The sequence below is a fragment of the Xenorhabdus beddingii genome (assembly GCF_002127545.1).
In the GTDB taxonomy this organism is placed as follows: domain Bacteria; phylum Pseudomonadota; class Gammaproteobacteria; order Enterobacterales; family Enterobacteriaceae; genus Xenorhabdus; species Xenorhabdus beddingii.
In genome coordinates, this window is sequence record NZ_MUBK01000003.1 from 1 (window position 1) to 20,569 (window position 20,569).

Consider the following 20,569-nt stretch of genomic DNA (forward strand, 5'->3'; position numbering starts at 1 on the left):
CGATGGAAAATATTTCAATATACCTGCTCAGAATTATTGGGAAGCATTTCAAGCGGGATGGAAGCGAATCAGGAGAACAGAAATGAGCAATGATGTTATTGATATGGCGAATGAAATTGAGAAACTACAAATTAAAGCAGCAATGGAATTGTCTAATTCATGGATAATAGAAAGATTGTTGCTAGTTAATTCAATTGCCCTTTATTTGCTGGAGAAAGGAGATAAAGAAGAGGCGATGGCTTGGATGGAAGGTCTTTTAGATTGGGCAGAGGAAGATCTACTATCTGAGGCAAAAAATAATGCCAGTGATTTAGGTGGCTGGTTTAATAATCGAATGGAAAATGAAGTAGGTACAACCAAAGCGCTAGAAATTATTCGTTCCGAAACTCCGTCCGCCGAAAAAATTAAAAAGTCATTGGAAGAGTCCGGCAAGAAACTCGCTGAATATGAAAATATGGAGCCTGTGGCGTGGCAATTTGAGTGCCTAGATAAAGAATCAGGGCATTGGTGGCGTAATATATCAGATTACAAATCAGATGTAGACTCCATAAAATATAGTGTTAGGAATATCATCCCCCTATACCGTCACCCAAACAAATAACGAGAACCATTATGGACATTATCGATGCAGCTAACGATACCGTTGAGCTAATGGTATCTCATGCCCTCCAGAACCGGCAACCAGTACTAACCAGTATCAACGGTAAATGTAGGTGGTGTGAAACTGAGCCAGCAACACACGGGGCATTTTGTAGTCGGGAGTGCGGGGAGGATTATGAGCGATTTCAGAGGCAGTAATACCCCGCCAGAATTAAAAGACCTCTGGCAAACTCCACTGCCATTATTTTTGGCGCTCGATTTAGAATTTGGTTTTTATCTGGATGCAGCCGCCAATGCTCAAAATACCCTGTGCGCACATTATCTCACGGAACGAGATAATGCACTGGAATGTGACTGGGATAGTTACGGTTCTATTTTCTGCAACCCACCGTATTCCAATATTACGCCATGGGTAGAAAAAGCCGCCATTGAGAGCAGGATACAATGCCAGTCAATAGTAATGCTGGTTCCCGCTGACATTGCTGTAGGCTGGTTTAAATTGGCAATGGAAACTGTAGATGAGGTCAGATTAATAACAGGTGGCAGGATTCAATTTGTACCAGCGGAACGGGAAATCAAAGGTAAGAATAATACAAAAGGTTCACTATTGTTAATCTGGAATCCATTCACCAACCCACGCAAGATAATAACCACTGTAGACCGAGACTATTTAATTGGCATCGGAAACGAACAAATAAGGAAAATAGCATGAGCACACCAAAAATAACAATTGAAATATCCAGAACCATGGCGGAAAAACATTCCAACCCCGGCAAAAAAGTCTCTGACCAAATGCTATCTGATTTTATAACAGACTGCGTTGTCTCTGGTCTGGAAATAATGGAGTTTCCCGAATCGGAAATAAAAACCATTATCACCGATGAATAACCAGTCATACGAGAACGCAAGGAGGACGGTGGCAAGGGAATGCCTGAATATAAGGACTGACTATTAAAAATATCTCAATTAGGCATGATTAAAGGAAATTAAAAATGAATATTGAAGATGAAATTTGGGATACAAAAAAGGCAGCTAAAGAGATTAAAGTTTCATCAAGAACTGTAGCTAACTTGATAGCCACAGGCGTTATAGACGGTAAACTAATCGGCAAGGGATATAAAACAACTAAGTCGGCTGTTCTTGCTTATATTAAAAGCCCGATGCAAACTCATGGAGCGAGCAAGGGTGATCGTAATGGAGGTAAATCATGTCAATCACCCAAAGAAACGGAATATGGCACTGTCATTTCTTTACACCGTCAGGAAAGAGAGTTAGGAAATCTCTTGGCACGAGGGACAAAAAGCAAGCGCAGGAGCTGTATGACAAGTTAAGGGCTGAGGCTTGGAGAGTTGACCAACTTGATGATCTGCCAACTCGTACATTTGAAGAGTGTTGTATTCGCTGGCTTAGGGAAAAAGAGCATAAAAGATCACTTGATGACGACAAAACGAAGATTGAATTTTTCCTACAGCACTTTTCAGGTCGAGTTATTTCCACAATAACAGCAGATGAAATTTACGGTGTTGTTTCAAATATGAAGAATCGTAAACATTATCAAGTTTGGGAGAGCAAAAGAGACGCAGCGCTAAAGAAAGGGGAAAAGCCTCCTATATACGAGGCTATTCCAGTTAGTCAGGCAACGAAAAGCCAGCATTTATCATTCATCAGATCGCTGTTAAGGGCGGCCGCTAATGAGTGGAACTGGATTAAATCAGCGCTTGTTATCAAAACTAAGAAGCCAGTAAGTAAGCGTATAAGATGGCTGACAAAAGATGAAGCAGCCAGACTCATCGAATGTATGCCTGAAAGTATAAAGCCAATTGTTACCTTTGCCTTAGCAACAGGGCTGCGGCGTTCCAATATCATCGATCTGGAGTGGCAACAGGTCGATATGCAAAGAAAAGTAGCATGGATAAATCCAGAGAACGCAAAAGCAGGGAAAGCGATAGGTATAGCTCTGAATGATACCGCATGCCGGGTGTTACGAGATCAGATAGGCAGACACTCAAGGTGGGTATTTGTGCACACCAAAGCCAAGCACCGACCAGATGGAACATTAACTCCGGCAGTGAGAAAGATGAGGGTTGATGATAATAGTGCCTGGAATATTGGCCTTAAGAAAGCAGGGATAGAAGATTTCCGCTTTCATGACCTACGCCACACATGGGCGAGCTGGCTAATTCAGTCGGGCGTTCCGTTATCGGCACTGCAAGAAATGGGGGGATGGGAAAGCATAGAAATGGTTAGAAGGTATGCGCACTTGGCACCTAACCATTTAAGCGAGCACGCTTGCAAAATTGATGTACTTTTTGAAGGTAACGACACAAATACGACACAAGGGAAAAATCAAGCAGGTCTAAGAATAGCGTAACTAATTGATTTTAAATGGTACGCCCTACAGGATTCGAACCTGTGACCTACGGCTTAGAAGGCCGTTGCTCTATCCAGCTGAGCTAAGGGCGCATTATTATGCTATGCAGAGTAAGAAACATCATTAATTCGTTGATGCAGGAGCGGATTATACGGGCATAATGGAATGAGTCAATGGCCTTTTCGCTCATATGTTCATTTTATAGCTATCAATAAAACTGACAGATGGTTTATGTTCTGACAAAATAGTCCCCATTCCTATACTTGATGATGGAATCTTAAATACATGTCAGCAAAAATTATTGATGGGAAAACGATTGCGCAGACAATCAGAAACGAAGTTGCAGAAAAAGTCAGGCAGCGTGTTGAGGCTGGAAAACGAGCGCCGGGTCTTGCCGTCGTTTTAGTGGGAGAAAATCCGGCTTCTCAGATTTATGTCGCAAGCAAGCGCCGTGCCTGTGAAGAAGTCGGTTTTATGTCCCGCTCTTATGACCTACCTGATATCACCAGCGAAGCCGAATTACTCTCCTTGATAGATAATCTGAACGCCGATACAGAAATCGATGGTATTTTGGTCCAACTTCCCTTACCTGCCGGCATTGATAATGTCAAAGTACTGGAACGTATTCATCCCGATAAGGATGTGGATGGTTTCCATCCCTATAATATCGGCCGTCTGTGTCAACGTGCCCCTAAATTACGTCCCTGCACTCCCCGTGGCATTGTGACGCTGCTTGAGCGCTGTAATATCAATACTTATGGGCTAAATGCGGTTATTATCGGTGCCTCCAATATCGTCGGGCGTCCAATGAGCCTTGAGTTATTGCTGGCTGGCTGTACAACTACGGTAACGCATCGTTTTACCAAAAATTTGCGTCAGCATGTTGAGCAAGCAGATTTATTGGTTGTTGCTGTCGGTAAGCCGAATTTTATTCCCGGTGAGTGGATTAAACCTGGCGCGATTGTGATTGATGTTGGCATCAATCGATTGGAGAATGGCAAAGTCATTGGCGATGTAGATTTCGATAACGCATCCGAACGCGCCGGCTGGATCTCCCCGGTTCCTGGCGGCGTCGGTCCCATGACGGTCGCGACATTGATTCAAAATACCTTGCAGGCATGCGAGGAATATCATGATGTAGATACAACTGAAGGATACTGATGGAAAATTTTTATTTAGAGAGCCACCCTTATGTCGAACTGTGTGATTTGTTGAAGTTGCAAGGGTGGTGCGAAAGTGGTGCCGCAGCGAAGGCTGTGATTGCAGAAGGTTTAGTACAGGTTGATAACCAACCTGAAACCCGCAAACGCTGCAAAATTACTGCCGGCAAAGTTGTTTCTTTTAATGGCGAGTCCGTTCGCGTAGAAGAGTAATCCGCACCACTAGTGCCTTCCGAAAAACAGTGCCTTATACGTTTATACATTTAAGGTACTGTTCTTTTATTTTATTTTATAAACAGAAATTAATTATTTTTATCACCAAACTATATGAAATAATAAAAAGTGAAGTATAAACATCAAATAATACGATGTTAATAGTAAGGTAAATATTATGGGCAGATATCATCATCTTGTTGACGTTGAATATGATTCATTAGGAAAAATAAAGAGAAATCCAATCATCGATCCAACAAACGCCAATTCAAGAATAAACCCAAGAGTCAATCCAAGAGAAATATTAAATTGGAAAAACCTAAGTGTGGAATTGCAACAATTCGAGAATGGAATTCAATATTTTCTTGATATTCCTAAACATGAATCACCTATAAGACTCAATATTGTCGGACACGGTAATCGACACAAGAACACCTATTCCAGTTGTATAAAATGTAAACCCCGTTATCCTCGCCTGATGCCACAACAGTTATTTGATAGCATAGTGAAGCTATTAAATAAGTATAATATTAATAGTATCAGGCTTTGTTGTTGTCATCTAGGAAGAACAGGTTTCGCCCAAGAACTTGCCAACCTCACCAATAAACCTGTCAAAGCACTAATGGGACAAAGCACTATAACTTTCCCTTTCATTTCTCAAAAATATCTAAACAATCGTTATATAATTCATAAAGACCCCACGGCAAAAATACGGGTAGATAATAATAGGCAGCATGATATCGATGTTTCTGACAGTAGATTTGTCTGGTTTTATCCGCAAAATATGTGACACTGACGATATCCTGATAAACAATCATGCCAACAATGTTTTGATTTTCTAATAAGTTGCTATACTGAGAGGCTTATGTACAACTGAAACGGAGTTAATTATGTTAAGTAATAGAGCTGCAAGAAGGTTGTTAGGTATGTCTTATACATTAAGTAATTCTAAACGTAGGGTAACAGTTTCTCTTCTCAATCTTGCTTCCGGTGATAATACACATCAAGTACCAGAACCTCTGAGTCATTCTCCTTTTGTTGCCATGAAACGGGACGCGGTTGCTGGGAAAGTCACTTATCACGCTGTAAAGGCTTTCTATCCTGAATATATCAATACCCGGCGATAAGTCTGCCGATTTTTATTCCTCTTATGTATGACAATTAAAAATATCGCGATAAAAGCGTAAGGTTAATAAAACCCATTCAGTAAAAAGTGAACCGCCCATCTAAAGGGCGGTTCTGAGAGATATGCCCATCAAAATCGATTACTTACGACGCCAGGTTGTTCCCTGTGGGCCATCTTCCAACTCAATGCCCATTTCGTTCAACTGGTTACGCGCCGCATCTGCCAATGCCCATTCTTTGTTTTTACGAGCATCATTACGCTGTTTGATAAGTGCTTCAATGTGAGCTGCGTCATCGTCAGCCTGCACCCCGCCCTGCAAAAACTGTTCTGGATCTTGTTCCAAAAGGCCGAGAATGCCCGCCAGCTTACGCAGTTCAGCCGCCAGGCCATTCGCCGCAGCAATGTCTTCGACTTTCAGACGGTTAAGCTCACGCACCATCTCAAACAGGACTGAATACGCTTCCGGTGTATTAAAATCATCGTTCATCGCTTCAGTAAAACGCGCTTCAAATGCTTCTCCACCCGCAGGTTGCGCGGATTTATCCGTACCACGCAGGGAAGTATATAGACGCTCAAGGGAAGTCCGCGCCTGTTTCAGGTTTTCTTCGGTATAGTTCAATTGGCTGCGATAGTGACCGGACAGCAAGAAATAACGGACGGTTTCAGCATCGTAATATTCCAGTACGTCACGGATAGTAAAGAAGTTGTTCAAAGACTTGGACATTTTCTCTTTATCCACCATGACCATACCAGAGTGCATCCAGTAATTGACGTAAGGGCCATCATGGGCACAAGTGGATTGCGCAATTTCATTTTCATGGTGCGGGAACATTAAATCAGAACCGCCACCGTGAATGTCAAAATGATGCCCAAGCGCTTTACCGTTCATGGCAGAACATTCAATATGCCAGCCCGGACGACCCGCGCCCCACGGTGATTCCCAGCTCGGCTCACCCGGCTTGGACATTTTCCATAACACAAAATCCATTGGATTGCGTTTTACCTCTGCCACTTCAACACGGGCGCCAGCCTGTAATTGCTCCAAATCCTGACGGGAAAGCAAACCGTAATCAGGATTGGTGTCAATGGAGAACATGACATCGCCATTAGCGGCAATATAAGCGTGTCCTCGTTTAATCAGCTCTGCCGTGATTGCAATGATTTCCGGGATATGTTGGGTTGCACGAGGTTCTGAATCCGGACGCAGAATATTCAGGGCATCAAAGTCGCTGTGCATTTCTGCCAGCATACGGGTGGTCAGATCATCACAGCTTTCATTATTTTCAATGGCACGTTTAATAATTTTATCATCCACATCAGTGACATTGCGGACATAGGTGAGATCGTAACCCAGATAACGCAGATAGCGGGCAATCGCATCAAATGCAACAAACGTTCTGCCGTGACCAATATGACACAGATCATAAATGGTAATGCCACACACGTACATGCCCACTTTCCCTTCATGAATCGGCTTAAATTCTTCTTTTTGGCGGCTGAGAGTATTGAAAATTTTTAGCATCAGGGGGTTTTCCGTAAAAATTGATGTACGTGTATAAAATCGAGTGAATTCGCTGATTATAGGCTTCTTTATCAGCGATATAAATAAATCAGAATGCACAGAAGCCAGATAAGGTATTTCACCTTGATATGCCGTGCTTTGCAAGTACCGCAAAACACCGGGTTCTGATGCGGTTCCAGGGTACTGACTCAAAATCTCATATATGATATAACAGCGGTTGTTCCGAATCCCCTAAAATACAGGGTCAATCAAAACTATTATCAGGATTTCTATTATGGTGACTTTCCACACCAACTTTGGCGATATCGTAATCAACACTTTCGCGGATAAAGCGCCTGTAACTGTTGAGAACTTCTTAAAGTACTGTTCTGAAGGCTTTTATGACAACACCATTTTTCACCGTGTGATCAATGGCTTCATGATCCAAGGCGGTGGTTTTGAACCTGGCATGAAACAGAAAGTCACTCAAGATCCTATCAAGAACGAAGCCAACAATGGCCTGAAAAACGGCCGTGGCACTCTCGCCATGGCGCGTACCAATGATCCACATTCTGCCACTGCCCAATTCTTCATTAACGTTGTTGATAACGATTTCCTGAACTTCCGTTCAGAACGTCCTGATGGATGGGGTTATTGCGTCTTCGCTGAAGTCGTTGAAGGCATGGACGTGGTTGATAAGATCAAAAGCGTTTCCACCGGCCGCAGCGGGATGCATCAAGATGTACCCCATGAAGATGTGATCATTGAACGTGTTACTGTCAGCGAATAAAGCGAATAGTTAATCGTTACATGAATACACTGTTAATTGCAGATTTGCATCTCAGTGAGCAAGAACCGGCAATAACTGCCGGTTTTCTGCGTTTTTTGCGTGAAGATGCGGTCCATGCTGAAAGTTTATATATCCTTGGTGATTTTTTTGATTACTGGATTGGGGATGATGACCCAAATCCACTGCACACTAAAATCGCCCAGGCACTCAATGAACTCCAACAAAAAGGCATTCCCTGCTATTTCATTCACGGTAATCGTGATTTTCTGCTGGGTTCCCGCTTTGCCAGAGAAAGTGGTCTGATCCTGCTGCCACAGGAAAAAGTGCTGGAATTGTATGGTAAGCGGATCCTGATCCTGCATGGCGATACACTATGCACTGATGACATCGGTTATCAGCAGTATCGTCAGCGGGTACATACTCCGTGGATACAACGCCTGTTCTTGCTTCTTCCTTTGTTTATCAGGTTGAAAATTGCGGCCAAAATGCGGGCTGGCAGCCAATACGCCAACCGTCAGAAGTCTGAATTGATCATGGATGTCAATCAACAAGCCGTGATTGAACATTTTGAAAAATATCAGGCTGATTGGATGATCCACGGGCATACCCATCGTCCTGCAATCCATGATGTTCACATGGGTGATAAAACGGTGCGTCGTGGTGTGTTAGGGGCATGGCATCATCAAGGTTCAATGTTCAAGGTAACAGAAACGTCCATTGAGTTGATCTCCTTCCCGTTTTGAATCCCCTTATTTATTTTGGAAAAATAGACCAATCAAGTAACGCAAACGTTTTCCTTGTGCAATTCGCGTGATATGATCCATCGCCTTAAACATCATCTTTGTTCTGGTAGACACCCAATACAGGAGCATCTGATTTATGACGGCCAGCTCTGATCCCACATCCGCTGTGACTTCAACAACAGCGACTATTTCTGCAACCGCTATTATTTCCACAACAAAAGAGACGCAGTACCACGCCAAGATTGCCATGGTCATGGGTTCAAAAAGTGATTGGGCGACCATGCAACATGCAGCCGATATTCTGACTTCTCTGGATATTCCTTTCCATGTTGAAATTGTTTCGGCACACCGAACGCCCGACAAACTGTTTCATTTCGCCGAACAGGCCAAAGAAAACGGTTTTGATGTCATTATTGCGGGTGCAGGTGGTGCAGCCCATTTACCGGGCATGTTGGCAGCCAAAACCTTAGTGCCTGTATTTGGGGTTCCGGTACAAAGTGCGGCGCTGAGTGGGGTTGATAGCCTGTATTCTATCGTCCAGATGCCAAAGGGTATCCCTGTTGGCACACTGGCAATTGGCAAGGCAGGAGCGGCAAACGCGGCATTACTGGCCGCTCAGGTGCTGGCTTTGCATGACGGGGAAATCTTTCAACGTCTGTCAGACTGGCGTCAGGCACAGACACAGGATGTTTTGGATAATCCTGATCCACGGGAGGATGCATGAAACCGGTTTGTGTATTGGGTAATGGTCAGTTGGGTCGAATGCTGCGTCAGGCCGGTGAACCGCTGGGGATTGCGGTTTATCCTGTTGGGTTGGATGCAGAGCCGGAAGCCGTCCCTTATCAGAGCAGTGTTATCACCGCAGAAATCGAACGTTGGCCGGAGACCCCGTTAACCCGTGAGCTGGCTCATCATAAGGCGTTTATCAACCGCGATATTTTCCCGCAACTGGCCGATCGCCTGCCACAAAAACAGCTCATGGATACGCTGGGCTTGGCGACAGCACCGTGGAAACTGCTTTCTGATCCCAGCCAATGGCCACAACTGTTTGCTGAATTAGGGGATTTCATTATCGTTAAGCGCCGGACAGGCGGCTACGATGGGCGTGGTCAATGGCGTATCCGACCGGGTGATGAAACAGAATTGCCACCTGAGATTTATGGCGAATCCATTGTAGAACAGGGCATTGTGTTTTCAGGGGAAGTTTCTCTGGTGGGTGCCCGGAATGCCCAAGGGGAATCGGTATTTTATACCCTGACTCACAATCTGCATCAGGAAGGCATCTTACGCACCAGTGTGGCCTTACCCGATACGGACAAAAGATTACAGCAACAAGCAGAAAAAATGCTGACCGCCATCATGGATCATCTGGATTATATCGGTGTGATGGCGATGGAATGCTTTATTGTTGGTGATAATTTGTTGATCAACGAATTGGCTCCCCGGGTACATAATAGCGGTCACTGGACACAAAATGGCGCTTCCATCAGCCAATTTGAGCTGCACTTGCGGGCCATTTTGGATCTCCCCATGCCCCAACCAAAAATCTATGCGCCATCCGTTATGGTCAATCTGATCGGTACCGAGATAAACCCAGCATGGCTCAGTTTGCCCTTGGTTCGTTTACATTGGTATGAAAAAGAAGTGCGTCCAGTTCGTAAGGTCGGTCACTTAAATGTGACTCACGCGGATAAGGAAACATTGAAAAAGACGCTGCAAACATTAGCTTCACTCTTGCCAACAGAATATCAAAGCAGTCTTCAATGGGCACAAGATAAATTAAGTTGATCGGTTATTTAGATAGCCAGCGCAAGGAAGTGGTCATGCTTAAAAATAAGCGACCACTTCCCATTCCGATCCGGTCAACTATTATGACCTTCTTGATAACGTTCGGGATAATGTATCCACAATGGTTCTTGTCGTTTGGTCTATTTCATAATTGAGGAAATCGCCGACCTTAATTTTGCCGAGATTGGTCATGCGTAATGTTTCCGGGATTAGGTTTAAAGCAATCGTTTTATTTTCTTCATCAATGCCGTTGATGGTTAAACTACAACCGTGGAGTCCAATGAAACCTCTCAGGAAAAAATATTGAATATTGTCTTGAGGAATACGGATAACCAGCCGATAAGTTTCACCTGTTGCGGTAAACTCGACCACTTCCGCCATCCCCTCCATGTGCCCATAAAGACTGTGCCCGCCATTTTCTTTATTCATCTGGTGTGAGCGTTCAATATTGACTTCATCACCCATGGCGAGAAACTTTAGCGTGGTGGTATCCGTAGTAAAATCGGAAATATCAAAAGCAACGTTATCGTCATTAAATTGAGTCACCGTCAGGCAGGTGCCATCAATAGCGACACTGGCTCCGACAGTCACATCAGTAAAAAAATGGTTATGATTGCTGACAATCAGTGTACTGAACCCGTTATTTTTATTGAGTGATAATACACTCTCTTTACCTTGTACAATGCCTGTATACATGATTATCCTCTTTTCCACCCGGCTTTCGCACGGATCAATTTAGCTATGGTGTGTTTATTCGATACAGCTTTTTGTAATAAACACTTAAGATAGTCCCGTTTTTAATGGTTTATATCCTTAATGGGGTCACAATGTCCATTCAACACGACAAATTCGGGCGTACTTATCAGTGGTCTTTGCTGATACTTTTAGGCATGGTTTATTTTTTATCCACAGCAACGACCTTTACGTCATTGGGTGTTGTCTTGCCCAGCATGATCCATGAGCTGGGCTGGAGCTGGACGAATGCGGGTTTAGGGTTCACACTGCTTGGCCTGACTTGCGGGCTATCCAGTTTTCTGCCAACAATATTTATTCGTAAAATTGGCGTTAGGTTCACGCTGTTCATTGGCCTGCTGATTTTTCTGACCGGTTTCTACCATCTTTATCATACCCATGCCATTTCATCCTATTTTATCGGCACCGCGTTAATCGGTGTCGGTTTTACCTTTTTGGCGACCGTGCCGGGCACTTATGTGATCTCACGGTTATATGAAAAACAGTCCCTGGCTTTTGGCTTTTATTTCACGATAGGGGGCTTGGGAGGCGTTATTGGCCCGTGGATCTATTTTCTGGCCACCCGGGTTTGGGGAACGTGGCGGATGCACTGGATGATTTCCGCTATCGTGCTCACCATTTTCGTTATCCTGACAATCATTACCCTTCAGGAAGGAAAGCGGGAAATTGCCCATGCCAAGGCCGTGAATCAAAAACATAACAGTCAGGATACTTCCAGTATTTATCGCACCAGACAGCGCTGGACCGCACATCAGGCATTGCGGACATGGCAATTCTATGTGATTGCCGCAACTTACACCGCGTTTTTATGGTGCGGTATTACGGTCAATAGCTTTGCCGTTGCCCATATTATCGAAAATGGTTTCAGTGAAGCCATCGCCGCAGGGCTGCTGAGTACGATGGCCTTTATCAATGCGTTTTCCCGCTTGGCCGGTGGTGCTGTCGGGGAATGGGTCGATCCCAAAAAATTATTGGTTGGCAGTCTGGGCATCATCATTTTGGGTTTGATTGCACTGAGTATCGCGTCTTCATGGCCCTTTTTGCTGGCATTCACCCTGTTTGTCGGCATGGGTTACGGAATGACGTTCCTCGCATCCAGTGTATTGCTGGCTAACTATTTTGGGCGGAAGCCTTATCTGGAACTGTTTGCAATCATGAACCTGATCTCCACGCTGGCTTGTCTGGCGCCTTTTTTTGCCGGTGCCATTAAGGATTACTCAGGCAGTTTCACCTCGGCGTTCCTGATTATTGCTATCCCCGTTGTTGTTGTTCTTGCTGTCACTTTGATGATGAAGCCACCTGCTCAGAAAATGAAAACGCGGTCAGTCGAAGAGACTCCGTTTATTGAATAAGGGTTACTATTAGACTCTATATTAGATCAGGGGGAAAAACCTTCCCCCTGTTTTAGCTTACTCCGGTAAGCGTCGGTACTGCCCTTGCCCCCGCAATAACCGGATCCCCAACCACCCACCGCATAATGACAGCAGCAGGCTACTGATGATAGGAAGTAACAGCCACATTTGCCATTGCGGTTGCCATGGGAAATGAAAGACTTGGGTCTGCAATAACCAAAGTGCGATTTCTGCCCCAACTGCCGCAGCTAACCCGGCCATAAACCCAAGCAAAGCAAATTCACTCCATAACGTGCGACGCAGAAGTTTCTTGCTCGCTCCCAATGTGCGGTATACCACCAATTCAAGCTGACGCTGGCTCATACCGACCTGAATTTGTGCCAGTAATAGCAGTGCACCACAAATCATCACCAGAACAACCATGATTTCCAATGCCTTGCTGACTTGCTGCAAGATGCCTTGGATCTGTTTGATGATTGACCCAATATCCAACACGCTGATCGTCGGGAAATGCCGATTAATTTCTGTCAGCAATCGCCCGTCACCTTCATAATGGAAGCTGGTCAGCCACATCGCAGGCTGATTTTCCAACGTCTCTTTGGCGAAGATAAAAAAGAAATTCGGATTCACGCTTTCCCAATCCACTTTACGAATGCTGCTTACCGTGGCCTGAAATGTTCGGGTATCGCCCGTAAATGAGAGTTTATCCCCTACCGTGATTTGCAGCCGTTCAGCAACGCCCTGTTCCATGGAAACTTCATTGGGCTTGGGTGGCCACGTTCCCTCAACGAGGGTATTAAAAGGCGGTAATTCTGATTTCCAGGTTAAATTCAGCTCCCGCCGCACCGTTGTACTGTTAGGCTGCCTTTCATCCGCCCATTTAATGGCGGACTGTCCATTCACTTCCGTCAAACGCGCCAGCACCACTGGATAAAACTCAGTGGGTTTCACCTGATACTTTGCCAGTAGATCATTGACTTGGACAATTTGTGGTTGCGTGATGTTCAGCAGGAAATAATTCGGACTATCAGGCGGTAATTGTTTCTGCCATTGATTCAACAAATCCCCCCTTGCCATCACAAGCAAGGCCAACAGCATAAAGGACAGGGAAAATGCCGCCAATTGTGTCATGGTCTGATATGGGCGACACAGCAGACGGTTCACCGCCAAACGTAGACTTAACTGGCTGAAGGTCACGCGGCGCAATACCCACAACCCGCCCCACCCCAAGAGTGCCAACAGCAGTGCCACGATCGGTACACCCGCCAATAATGACCATAACAGCGGCTGAGTGCCAGCCAGTGCGACCAACCCTCCCGTCACCATCAAGGCGACCGCCGGCAGGTAGTAGCGCAATGGCCAGAGAGTCGCGGTAACATCACTTCTCAATACGCGTGAAGGTTGAGTCGCCATCAATTGACGATAAGGGCGAATTCCCACCAATAAAGTCATGCCGAACAGCGCACCCACCGCCCATACCCAGGGCCACATTCCCGCTTCCGGTAACATCTTGGGCAACATTTCTGCCAAAATTTGAATCAATGCGGATTCAAAAACCAAGCCCAAAGTGGAACCCACCGCAATCGCGGCCAGCAATATCACCAACCATTGCCCAATAATCCACTGCCGCAAGGCCCAACGCCCGGCTCCCAACGTTTTCAGGATAGCAATCAAATTATGTCGGCTACGGCAATAATGAGCCATAGAAACCGCCATCGCAGCCACGGCGAGCAATAATGTCAACAAGGCTGACAGGAGTAAAAATTGCTGGGCGCGCTCAATGGATTGTGCTAATGCACTATTGTCCTGTTTCAAGGTTAACCAGCGTTGATCGGCTTTTAATTGCGGATCAACAAATTGCTGAAAGTCTTGGAGAGCCGTTGGCGATCCCGTAAACATATAGCGGTAAGTCAAGCGACTACCCGGTTGGATTGCCCCGGTCGCCCCGGCATCTTCAATATTGATTAAAATTCGGGGAGAAATCTGGAACGGGCTGAAACCGCTATCAGGTTCTTGCAGCAGTTCTCCACTGATTTTCAACGTGGTATCTCCCACCTCAAGGCGATCACCAACTTCGACCCCCAATAATGCCAGTAGCCGGGGAGCCACCAGCACAGAGCCTCGTTCCGGTTTTAATCCTCGCGGATGGGTTTCCAGCTCCCCATACAGCGGATAACGTTCATCTGCGGCTTTTACCTGAGCCAATTGCGGAATATCTCCCGCATATGTCATGGTCGAAAATGAGATCTGACGACTCAGTGTCAACCCTTGTGCCTGTGCTTTTTTCAGCCAGGTTTCATCAACAGGGTATGAAGCCCTTAAAACCAGATCGCCGGCCAGAAAGTCCCGGCTTTGATAATGGACACTCTGATCAATGCGATCACTGATGCGCCCCAATGCCAGCACACACGCCACGGCCAACGTCAGGGACAGCCAAACAATCAGCAGGGAGGGTGTACGCCATTCACGCCAAAACCAGCGCCAAATCATGCTTCCTCCCGCAATTTGCCATCCACCAGGCGTAAACGACGCTGGCAACGGGCAGCGAGTTGGCTGTCATGAGTCACTAAAATCAATGTCGTCGCGTAATCATGATTGAGGGAAAATAATAAATCAGCGATGCGATCGCCTGTCTGACGATCAAGGTTGCCGGTGGGTTCATCGGCAAACAAAATTTTGGGGCGGGTGCAGAATGCGCGAGCCAAGGCCACCCGCTGCTGTTCCCCGCCTGAAAGCTGGGCGGGCATGTGTTTCAGGCGTTTTCCCAACCCGAGTTGTTCAAGTAATTCGATGGCTTGCTGGCGGCTTTGATTTTCCGACTCACCACGCAACAAGGCCGGAAGCTGAACATTCTCCAGCGCGTTCAGGGTCGGGATCAGCATAAACGACTGGAAAACAAAACCCACATTTTCCGCCCGCAACTGCGCCCGCTGCTCTTCATTCATCCGGCTGATATTCTGCCCTAACAAGTGAACGTCGCCCTCACTGCCATCATCCAACCCGGCAATAATTCCCAGCAGCGTTGATTTACCCGACCCTGACTCACCAATTAATGCAATTGTCTGTGCTGGCTCGACAACCAACTCAATACCTTGCAATATATTAATTACCTGTTCCCCTTGACCGACATGTTTAATGAGATGATGAACTTCAAGAATGCTTTCTACCGCCATGTACTTTTCCTTTTATTGTTGATTCTGTGCAGCGCCAGAGCAACGGCTGCTGATACCCTGCTGATACTGGGTGATAGCCTCAGTGCCGGATATCGCCTGCCTGTTGAGCATTCATGGCCTGCACTGATGACAAAACAATGGCAACAAGCCGACAAGAAAACCGTTGTCGTTAACGGCAGCATCAGCGGCAATACTGCGGCACAGGGGGTTGAACGTCTGCCTGAATTGCTGAAACAGCACAATCCAAAGTGGGTTTTAATCGAACTTGGCGCGAATGATGGACTGCGTGGTTTTCCCATTCAAAACATAGAACAAGATTTGCAACAGAGCATTACTTTGATCAAACAATCCGGTGCGCAGCCTTTATTAATGCAAATTCGGATTTCACCTAATTATGGAAAACGTTATACCGACTCCTTTGCGAGAATGTATCCTGCGCTTGCTGAACGTAACCACATTCCTCTGCTGCCGTTTTTCATGGAACACGTTGCGACCAAACCAGAGTGGATGCAAGAGGATGGACTGCATCCCAATCAAGCCGCACAGCCCTTTATTGCTGATTGGGTGTCCAATAAACTTTCGGCTTATATCAACCATGCTTAAACAACCGTCTTTCCCAATAGTAACGCATTTATTTCCATAAATTAATGCAGGTAAACGGGTAAAGTTATGTAAAAACAAGGTTTATTATTGGATGTGACCCGAAGGTTAATTCAGTGGTTCGAAGATTAAATCAGTGGCCGGATTGAGAATTTTTTCCGGCCGAAATGCTGATTAGCTAAACCGTGGTGACCATTTCGATATATTCCAATTCGACCGTCTCAGTGACTAAATTTTCAGATTTTGGGTGATATTGTCGCCATAGTTCAACATATTCTCCTTCTTCCCAGGGGGCGGAAACGGGTTCCTTATTTCGCCAGAATTGAACACTGGCCTGAACTTTTAAATCGCGCCTATTGCGATAGATCCACCTCAACTCGCTCCCTGTGACAGAATATTTTATATCTGTCTGTTTTTCATAATATTTAATAACAACATGTTCCATATTAATGCTATCCAAAATAAAATGAATACACGCATTAGATGAGGAATGACTCATCCAGAATAACCCGGCCTTACATTTTCGATTGACCACTTTAGGATGGTACATCACGCGTTGTTTTTTTGAATCAACATAATAATTTATTTTAGGGTCTAATATGGCGCTGTATTTAGGGTGATTTCTTGTCGCTTCTTCAAAAGATCTTTGCATTAAAGGAATTTTTTTACCAAAGCTCTGCTGGATTTCGATTTCATTCCTATTTAATGAAAACTGATCAATACTCCGCGTGATATTCGGGGCCGAAAACGGAGAAAATAGGGGATGGTTTTTCCAATATTCTAACCTATCGTGAGATAAGCCAAATATCAGATCACCTGTCTCAACACAGGTCTTAAATGGTCGATGAAATGGCATAGACTTTCTCCTCAGCGATCTGTTGTAAGAAATTTTGGTATGTTCATCTCAATCAAATGGGATTTTACACTTTTTCGATCTATCTGATAGCATTTCCCCTTGGGGCTTGGTAATGGGTGATAGCTTTTAGCGGCTTTCGGGCGGCGATGTGTCTCAGTATGTAAACACATTAATTCACCTACCTACAAATACAAATTTTCCGCTCGCAACTGCACTTTCTGCTCTTTGCCCGCGCAGTTTCCAAAAGTTGCTATACGTCATTTGATATAAATAAACGGATTAAGTTATGCAAAAAGCAGTTCTGATTACAGGGTGTTCTAGCGGGATCGGATTAGTGGCGGCCAAGACGCTCCATCAACGGGGTTACCGCATACTCGCAACTTGCCGTCAGTCCGCTGACTTAGCACATATGCGTGAATTGGGATTCGAACCCATTGAATTAGATTTAGATGATAAAGAAAGTGTTGAGCGTGCAGCCAAAACCGTGATCGAATTAACCCATGGCCGTTTATTCGGGCTATTCAATAATGGGGGATTCGGCGTTTATGGCCCGTTGGAAAGCATTTCCCGTGAACAAATGGAAAAACAGTTTTCCACTAACTTCTTTGGCACCCATCAACTCACCTGCTTATTACTGCCAGCCATACGCGCTTATGGCGAAGGGCGCATTGTCCAGACCAGTTCTGTTCTTGGTTTACTCTCAACACCGGGTCGTGGTGCCTATGCGGCCAGCAAATATGCCCTCGAAGCATGGTCAGATGCCTTACGGGGAGAACTGGCAGCAACCGGCATCAAAGTCAGCCTGATAGAACCCGGTCCAATCAACACCCGTTTTACCGCGAATGTGAATCAAACGCAGCAGGAGCATCCGGTCGAGAATTCAAGCCTGACCCGCCGTTTCACACTGACGCCTGAAGATGTTGTTTCGAAACTGATTCACGCTTTGGAAAGCCCCAATCCTAAATTACGTTATTCTGTTACATTATTGACTCACGCAGTGAAAGTGATGCGTCGTATACTCCCAGAAAAGTGGCTCGACAAAATAGTACGTTGGCAAAGCTAAATTGATAAAGCTAAATTGATAAAGCTAAATTGGTAAAGCTAAATTGGTAAAGCTAAGTTAACAAAGTCAGGGATATTGAAAAACGTACCGACGAACCCTATTTATTCATGTAATCGCCTTGCAACGAACCGAGAGAAACGCCCATGGAACCGACAGTGAATACAAACGATAATACCGCTCATATCATTAATGTTGATGAATCGAATATTGCTCAAATTGTTCAGCACTCACTCACCCAACTCGTCGTATTCTACTTCTGGTCTCCACAGGATCTGCATTGTCATGAATTAGAAACGACGCTTAAGAACATTGCACATGAATATGCAGGGCAATTTGCGCTGGCAACCGTCAACTGCGATCAATTTCCTCATCTCGCTGCACAATTTGGTGTCCGTGGCTTGCCTACGGTACTGTTCGTGCAGGAAGCCCGCCCTGTTCAGGGTTTTGAAGGCATTCAGACAGATGAAGCCATCAGAAACATTTTTTCCCAACTGCTGGTTCAAGAGGAAAAGTCTCTGTTAGAGCAAGTGGATGACCTTCTTACTGAAGGCAAAAATCAGGAAGCATTACCTTTATTGAAAGAACTTCATCAGGAAAATCCTCAAGATACGGATATCATGCTACTCTTGGCTCAAGTTCATCTTGCGCTCAATCATCTGGATGAAGCGCAAAAAATACTGGATATCGTTCCATTAGACATGCAGGATGAACGCTATCATGTGTTAGTTGAAGAGGTTAAATCTCAGCAACTGGCCGCAGATTCACCTGAGATTCGGCAACTTCAGCAAGAATGGGCTAACCAGCCGGAAAATGCAGAATTAGCCATTCGTCTCGCGTCAAAATTACACGAAGTCAGTCGTAATGAAGAAGCCCTTGAATTACTGTTGGGTTTTTTGAAAAAAGATCTGGCGGCCGCCGATGGCGCAGTGAAGAAGACAATGATGGATATTATCTCTACACTGGGCACCGGAGACGCACTGGCCTCTAAGTACCGTCGTCATGTATACTCTTTACTCTATTAAGTAAAAAACCTTTATAGATTCCATAATTAACTAATTAAGGGAATTGTTATGGATTTACTCTCTTTTAGTGCTGTACCGATCCTCATTATTATTGCTGTCGTTATCGTCTTTACCTGTGTAAAAACAATCCCACAAGGCTATCAATGGACGGTTGAACGCTTTGGGCGCTATACCCGTACATTGACGCCGGGTCTGCATATCATTATGCCGTTTGTTGATCGCATTGGCCGTAAAATCAATATGATGGAACAGGTGTTGGATATTCCATCGCAAGAAGTCATCTCCCGCGATAACGCGAACGTCACCATCGATGCCGTCTGCTTTATTCAAGTCGTCGATCCGGTGCGTGCGGCTTATGAAGTCAGTAATCTGGAATTGTCCATCATTAACCTGACCATGACCAACTTCCGTACCGTTCTGGGTTCAATGGAACTGGACGAAATGCTGTCCCAGCGCGATTCAATCAACAGCCGTCTGCTGACCATCGTTGATGAAGCCACCAACCCCTGGGGAGTCAAGATCACCCGTATTGAGATCCGCGACGTGCGTCCACCCAAGGAATTAATCTCCGCGATGAACGCCCAGATGAAAGCCGAACGTACCAAACGCGCAGATATTCTTGAGGCGGAAGGTATTCGTCAGGCCGCCATTTTGAAAGCGGAAGGGGAAAAGCAATCCCAGATCCTGAAAGCAGAAGGTGAGCGTCAGTCGGCTTTCCTTCAGGCGGAAGCCCGTGAACGTGCGGCAGAAGCCGAAGCGCGGGCGACCAAAATGGTTTCTGATGCCATTGCTAATGGCGATATGCAGGCGATTAACTACTTCATCGCCCAAAAATATACGGATGCTCTCACCCACATTGGTGCAGCCAATAACAGTAAAGTCATTATGATGCCACTTGAGGCCAGCAATTTGATGGGCGCCATTGGTGGTATTGCTGAATTAATTGGTGAAAGCAAGAAAAGCAAACAGGATAAATGACCATGATTGAACAGATCGCCACTCAGCCAGCCTGGTTCTGGCTCTGTCTTGGTGGACTGCTTCTGATTGCGGAATTGCTGGGAGCGGGTGGATATCTATTGTGGACAGGAACCGCAGCCGTCGTTGTTGCCCAAGTCACTTGGATTTTCCCTAACATGGGTTGGGAACTGCAAGGCATTTTGTTTGCCGTTCTGACCTTGCTTTCTGTTATTGCATGGCGTAGCTGGTTACGCCACCGCCCACACCGGACTCGTGATAAAATTCTTAATCAGAAAAATCATCAGTTGATTGGGCTGCGTGCCCGTTTAATCACAGAGACTGAAAACGGTTTTGGCCGGGTCAAACTGGCTGATGGCAGTTGGCGCGTCCAGTGTGACCGGGAACTTCCGGCCAATACTGAAGTTGAAGTCATCGCCGTTGACGGGATCACATTAAGGGTGAGACCGATTCTTCATAACCGTGTTTAGCATTAACCGTGCT

Annotated in this window: 24 protein-coding genes and 1 tRNA gene; 19 read left to right on the forward strand and 6 right to left on the reverse strand. The window is 45.4% G+C overall.

Features of this window, described 5'->3' with window-relative positions:
- From Xbed_RS02375 to Xbed_RS02395, 5 genes are all read left to right on the forward strand, one after another.
- Positions 1–601, forward strand: a 601-nt coding sequence (locus Xbed_RS02375; RefSeq protein WP_208612177.1) for a hypothetical protein, incomplete at its 5' end; no start/stop codon positions are given.
- A 174-nt stretch (positions 602–775) separates the two neighbouring features.
- Entirely contained in the window at positions 776–1,312 is a 537-nt protein-coding gene (locus tag Xbed_RS02385) for a phage N-6-adenine-methyltransferase (RefSeq protein ID WP_086111354.1), read from the forward strand.
- A complete protein-coding gene (locus tag Xbed_RS02390) occupies positions 1,309–1,488 on the forward strand; it encodes a hypothetical protein (protein WP_086111355.1) in 180 nt (59 codons plus the stop codon). The genes Xbed_RS02385 and Xbed_RS02390 overlap by 4 nt, the downstream gene beginning before the upstream one ends.
- 104 nt (positions 1,489–1,592) lie before the next feature.
- Positions 1,593–1,931 carry a helix-turn-helix domain-containing protein gene (locus Xbed_RS20100; protein ID WP_244182389.1) on the forward strand — a complete coding sequence of 113 codons (339 nt, stop codon included), beginning with the start codon at positions 1,593–1,595 and terminating at the stop codon, positions 1,929–1,931.
- A complete protein-coding gene (locus Xbed_RS02395; protein WP_244182396.1) occupies positions 1,814–2,971 on the forward strand; it encodes a tyrosine-type recombinase/integrase in 1,158 nt (385 codons plus the stop codon). The genes Xbed_RS20100 and Xbed_RS02395 overlap by 118 nt, the downstream gene beginning before the upstream one ends.
- Positions 2,972–2,986: 15 nt before the next feature.
- On the opposite strand, the gene Xbed_RS02400 is transcribed toward Xbed_RS02395, so the two are convergent.
- Positions 2,987–3,063, reverse strand: a tRNA-Arg gene (locus Xbed_RS02400).
- A 193-nt stretch (positions 3,064–3,256) separates the two neighbouring features.
- Between Xbed_RS02400 and folD the strand changes: the two genes are divergently transcribed.
- The 4 genes from folD (at position 3,257) to sra (ending at position 5,471) form a co-directional block, all read left to right on the forward strand.
- Complete coding sequence (folD, locus tag Xbed_RS02405; protein WP_086111357.1) at positions 3,257–4,132, forward strand: bifunctional methylenetetrahydrofolate dehydrogenase/methenyltetrahydrofolate cyclohydrolase FolD; 876 nt, start codon at positions 3,257–3,259, stop codon at positions 4,130–4,132.
- Entirely contained in the window at positions 4,132–4,344 is a 213-nt protein-coding gene (gene ybcJ, locus Xbed_RS02410; RefSeq protein ID WP_086111358.1) for a ribosome-associated protein YbcJ, read from the forward strand. Before folD ends, ybcJ begins: the two co-directional genes overlap by 1 nt.
- Before the next feature lie 178 nt (positions 4,345–4,522).
- A complete protein-coding gene (locus Xbed_RS02415) occupies positions 4,523–5,134 on the forward strand; it encodes a hypothetical protein (protein WP_086111359.1) in 612 nt (203 codons plus the stop codon).
- A 100-nt stretch (positions 5,135–5,234) separates the two neighbouring features.
- Positions 5,235–5,471 (forward strand): stationary-phase-induced ribosome-associated protein, encoded by a 237-nt coding sequence (sra, locus tag Xbed_RS02420; RefSeq protein ID WP_086111360.1) that lies wholly within the window; start codon positions 5,235–5,237, stop codon positions 5,469–5,471.
- A 138-nt stretch (positions 5,472–5,609) separates the two neighbouring features.
- Here the strand turns inward: sra and cysS are convergent, their stop codons facing one another.
- Complete coding sequence (gene cysS / locus Xbed_RS02425) at positions 5,610–6,992, reverse strand: cysteine--tRNA ligase (protein WP_086111361.1); 1,383 nt, start codon at positions 6,990–6,992, stop codon at positions 5,610–5,612.
- Between the two features lie 274 nt (positions 6,993–7,266).
- Here cysS and ppiB point away from each other — a divergent pair, with 274 nt between their 5' ends.
- From ppiB to purK, 4 genes are all read left to right on the forward strand, one after another.
- The gene (ppiB, locus tag Xbed_RS02430) at positions 7,267–7,761 is read left to right on the forward strand and encodes a peptidylprolyl isomerase B (protein ID WP_086111362.1); all 495 of its coding nucleotides are present in this window, start codon (positions 7,267–7,269) and stop codon (positions 7,759–7,761) included.
- A gap of 20 nt (positions 7,762–7,781) precedes the next feature.
- On the forward strand, positions 7,782–8,504 hold the full coding sequence (locus tag Xbed_RS02435; RefSeq protein WP_086111363.1) for a UDP-2,3-diacylglucosamine diphosphatase: 723 nt from the start codon (positions 7,782–7,784) through the stop codon (positions 8,502–8,504).
- A gap of 247 nt (positions 8,505–8,751) precedes the next feature.
- Positions 8,752–9,228, forward strand: coding sequence for a 5-(carboxyamino)imidazole ribonucleotide mutase (gene purE, locus Xbed_RS02445; protein ID WP_086111365.1), 477 nt, complete (start codon positions 8,752–8,754; stop codon positions 9,226–9,228).
- Complete coding sequence (gene purK / locus Xbed_RS02450; RefSeq protein WP_086111366.1) at positions 9,225–10,292, forward strand: 5-(carboxyamino)imidazole ribonucleotide synthase; 1,068 nt, start codon at positions 9,225–9,227, stop codon at positions 10,290–10,292. The genes purE and purK overlap by 4 nt, the downstream gene beginning before the upstream one ends.
- Before the next feature lie 81 nt (positions 10,293–10,373).
- On the opposite strand, the gene Xbed_RS02455 is transcribed toward purK, so the two are convergent.
- On the reverse strand, positions 10,374–10,988 hold the full coding sequence (locus Xbed_RS02455) for a riboflavin synthase subunit alpha (RefSeq protein ID WP_086111367.1): 615 nt from the start codon (positions 10,986–10,988) through the stop codon (positions 10,374–10,376).
- A 131-nt stretch (positions 10,989–11,119) separates the two neighbouring features.
- Between Xbed_RS02455 and Xbed_RS02460 the strand changes: the two genes are divergently transcribed.
- The gene (locus Xbed_RS02460; RefSeq protein ID WP_208612178.1) at positions 11,120–12,397 is read left to right on the forward strand and encodes an MFS transporter; all 1,278 of its coding nucleotides are present in this window, start codon (positions 11,120–11,122) and stop codon (positions 12,395–12,397) included.
- 57 nt (positions 12,398–12,454) lie between these two features.
- On the opposite strand, the gene ybbP is transcribed toward Xbed_RS02460, so the two are convergent.
- Both ybbP and ybbA read right to left on the reverse strand, forming a co-directional pair.
- On the reverse strand, positions 12,455–14,887 hold the full coding sequence (gene ybbP / locus Xbed_RS02465; protein WP_086111369.1) for a putative ABC transporter permease subunit YbbP: 2,433 nt from the start codon (positions 14,885–14,887) through the stop codon (positions 12,455–12,457).
- Positions 14,884–15,570 carry a putative ABC transporter ATP-binding protein YbbA gene (ybbA, locus tag Xbed_RS02470; protein ID WP_086111370.1) on the reverse strand — a complete coding sequence of 229 codons (687 nt, stop codon included), beginning with the start codon at positions 15,568–15,570 and terminating at the stop codon, positions 14,884–14,886. The genes ybbP and ybbA overlap by 4 nt, the downstream gene beginning before the upstream one ends.
- On the opposite strand from ybbA, the gene tesA reads away from it, so the two are divergent.
- Positions 15,541–16,173 (forward strand): multifunctional acyl-CoA thioesterase I/protease I/lysophospholipase L1, encoded by a 633-nt coding sequence (tesA, locus tag Xbed_RS02475; protein ID WP_208612182.1) that lies wholly within the window; start codon positions 15,541–15,543, stop codon positions 16,171–16,173. The two genes, ybbA and tesA, sit on opposite strands and share 30 nt — an antisense overlap.
- Before the next feature lie 175 nt (positions 16,174–16,348).
- Here the strand turns inward: tesA and Xbed_RS02480 are convergent, their stop codons facing one another.
- Positions 16,349–17,026 (reverse strand): hypothetical protein, encoded by a 678-nt coding sequence (locus tag Xbed_RS02480; RefSeq protein ID WP_086111372.1) that lies wholly within the window; start codon positions 17,024–17,026, stop codon positions 16,349–16,351.
- Positions 17,027–17,312: 286 nt separating this feature from the next.
- Here Xbed_RS02480 and Xbed_RS02485 point away from each other — a divergent pair, with 286 nt between their 5' ends.
- From Xbed_RS02485 to Xbed_RS02500, 4 genes are all read left to right on the forward strand, one after another.
- Positions 17,313–18,089: an SDR family oxidoreductase gene (locus Xbed_RS02485; RefSeq protein WP_086111373.1), complete on the forward strand. Its 777-nt coding sequence runs from the start codon at positions 17,313–17,315 to the stop codon at positions 18,087–18,089.
- Positions 18,090–18,232: 143 nt separating this feature from the next.
- Positions 18,233–19,111: a thioredoxin family protein gene (locus Xbed_RS02490; protein WP_086111374.1), complete on the forward strand. Its 879-nt coding sequence runs from the start codon at positions 18,233–18,235 to the stop codon at positions 19,109–19,111.
- A 48-nt stretch (positions 19,112–19,159) separates the two neighbouring features.
- Positions 19,160–20,089 carry an SPFH domain-containing protein gene (locus Xbed_RS02495; protein ID WP_086111375.1) on the forward strand — a complete coding sequence of 310 codons (930 nt, stop codon included), beginning with the start codon at positions 19,160–19,162 and terminating at the stop codon, positions 20,087–20,089.
- A gap of 2 nt (positions 20,090–20,091) precedes the next feature.
- Entirely contained in the window at positions 20,092–20,556 is a 465-nt protein-coding gene (locus Xbed_RS02500) for an NfeD family protein (protein ID WP_086111376.1), read from the forward strand.
- Positions 20,557–20,569: the final 13 nt, after the last annotated feature.

Excerpts from the sequence above, each read along its gene's own strand:
- Xbed_RS02390 (WP_086111355.1), top strand. The coding sequence starts at position 1,309 with ATGAGCACACCAAAAATAACAATTGAAATATCCAGAACCATGGCGGAA.
- sra (WP_086111360.1), top strand. The coding sequence starts at position 5,235 with ATGTTAAGTAATAGAGCTGCAAGAAGGTTGTTAGGTATGTCTTATACA.
- folD (WP_086111357.1), top strand. The coding sequence starts at position 3,257 with ATGTCAGCAAAAATTATTGATGGGAAAACGATTGCGCAGACAATCAGA.
- Xbed_RS02490 (WP_086111374.1), top strand. The coding sequence starts at position 18,233 with ATGGAACCGACAGTGAATACAAACGATAATACCGCTCATATCATTAAT.
- ybbP (WP_086111369.1), bottom strand. The coding sequence starts at position 14,887 with ATGATTTGGCGCTGGTTTTGGCGTGAATGGCGTACACCCTCCCTGCTG.
- tesA (WP_208612182.1), top strand. The coding sequence starts at position 15,541 with ATGAACTTCAAGAATGCTTTCTACCGCCATGTACTTTTCCTTTTATTG.
- purK (WP_086111366.1), top strand. The coding sequence starts at position 9,225 with ATGAAACCGGTTTGTGTATTGGGTAATGGTCAGTTGGGTCGAATGCTG.
- ybcJ (WP_086111358.1), top strand. The coding sequence starts at position 4,132 with ATGGAAAATTTTTATTTAGAGAGCCACCCTTATGTCGAACTGTGTGAT.
- Xbed_RS02480 (WP_086111372.1), bottom strand. The coding sequence starts at position 17,026 with ATGCCATTTCATCGACCATTTAAGACCTGTGTTGAGACAGGTGATCTG.
- Xbed_RS02385 (WP_086111354.1), top strand. The coding sequence starts at position 776 with ATGAGCGATTTCAGAGGCAGTAATACCCCGCCAGAATTAAAAGACCTC.
- Xbed_RS02460 (WP_208612178.1), top strand. The coding sequence starts at position 11,120 with ATGTCCATTCAACACGACAAATTCGGGCGTACTTATCAGTGGTCTTTG.
- purE (WP_086111365.1), top strand. The coding sequence starts at position 8,752 with ATGGTCATGGGTTCAAAAAGTGATTGGGCGACCATGCAACATGCAGCC.
- Xbed_RS02455 (WP_086111367.1), bottom strand. The coding sequence starts at position 10,988 with ATGTATACAGGCATTGTACAAGGTAAAGAGAGTGTATTATCACTCAAT.
- ybbA (WP_086111370.1), bottom strand. The coding sequence starts at position 15,570 with ATGGCGGTAGAAAGCATTCTTGAAGTTCATCATCTCATTAAACATGTC.
- Xbed_RS20100 (WP_244182389.1), top strand. The coding sequence starts at position 1,593 with ATGAATATTGAAGATGAAATTTGGGATACAAAAAAGGCAGCTAAAGAG.
- Xbed_RS02500 (WP_086111376.1), top strand. The coding sequence starts at position 20,092 with ATGATTGAACAGATCGCCACTCAGCCAGCCTGGTTCTGGCTCTGTCTT.
- cysS (WP_086111361.1), bottom strand. The coding sequence starts at position 6,992 with ATGCTAAAAATTTTCAATACTCTCAGCCGCCAAAAAGAAGAATTTAAG.
- Xbed_RS02415 (WP_086111359.1), top strand. The coding sequence starts at position 4,523 with ATGGGCAGATATCATCATCTTGTTGACGTTGAATATGATTCATTAGGA.
- Xbed_RS02485 (WP_086111373.1), top strand. The coding sequence starts at position 17,313 with ATGCAAAAAGCAGTTCTGATTACAGGGTGTTCTAGCGGGATCGGATTA.
- Xbed_RS02435 (WP_086111363.1), top strand. The coding sequence starts at position 7,782 with ATGAATACACTGTTAATTGCAGATTTGCATCTCAGTGAGCAAGAACCG.
- Xbed_RS02495 (WP_086111375.1), top strand. The coding sequence starts at position 19,160 with ATGGATTTACTCTCTTTTAGTGCTGTACCGATCCTCATTATTATTGCT.
- ppiB (WP_086111362.1), top strand. The coding sequence starts at position 7,267 with ATGGTGACTTTCCACACCAACTTTGGCGATATCGTAATCAACACTTTC.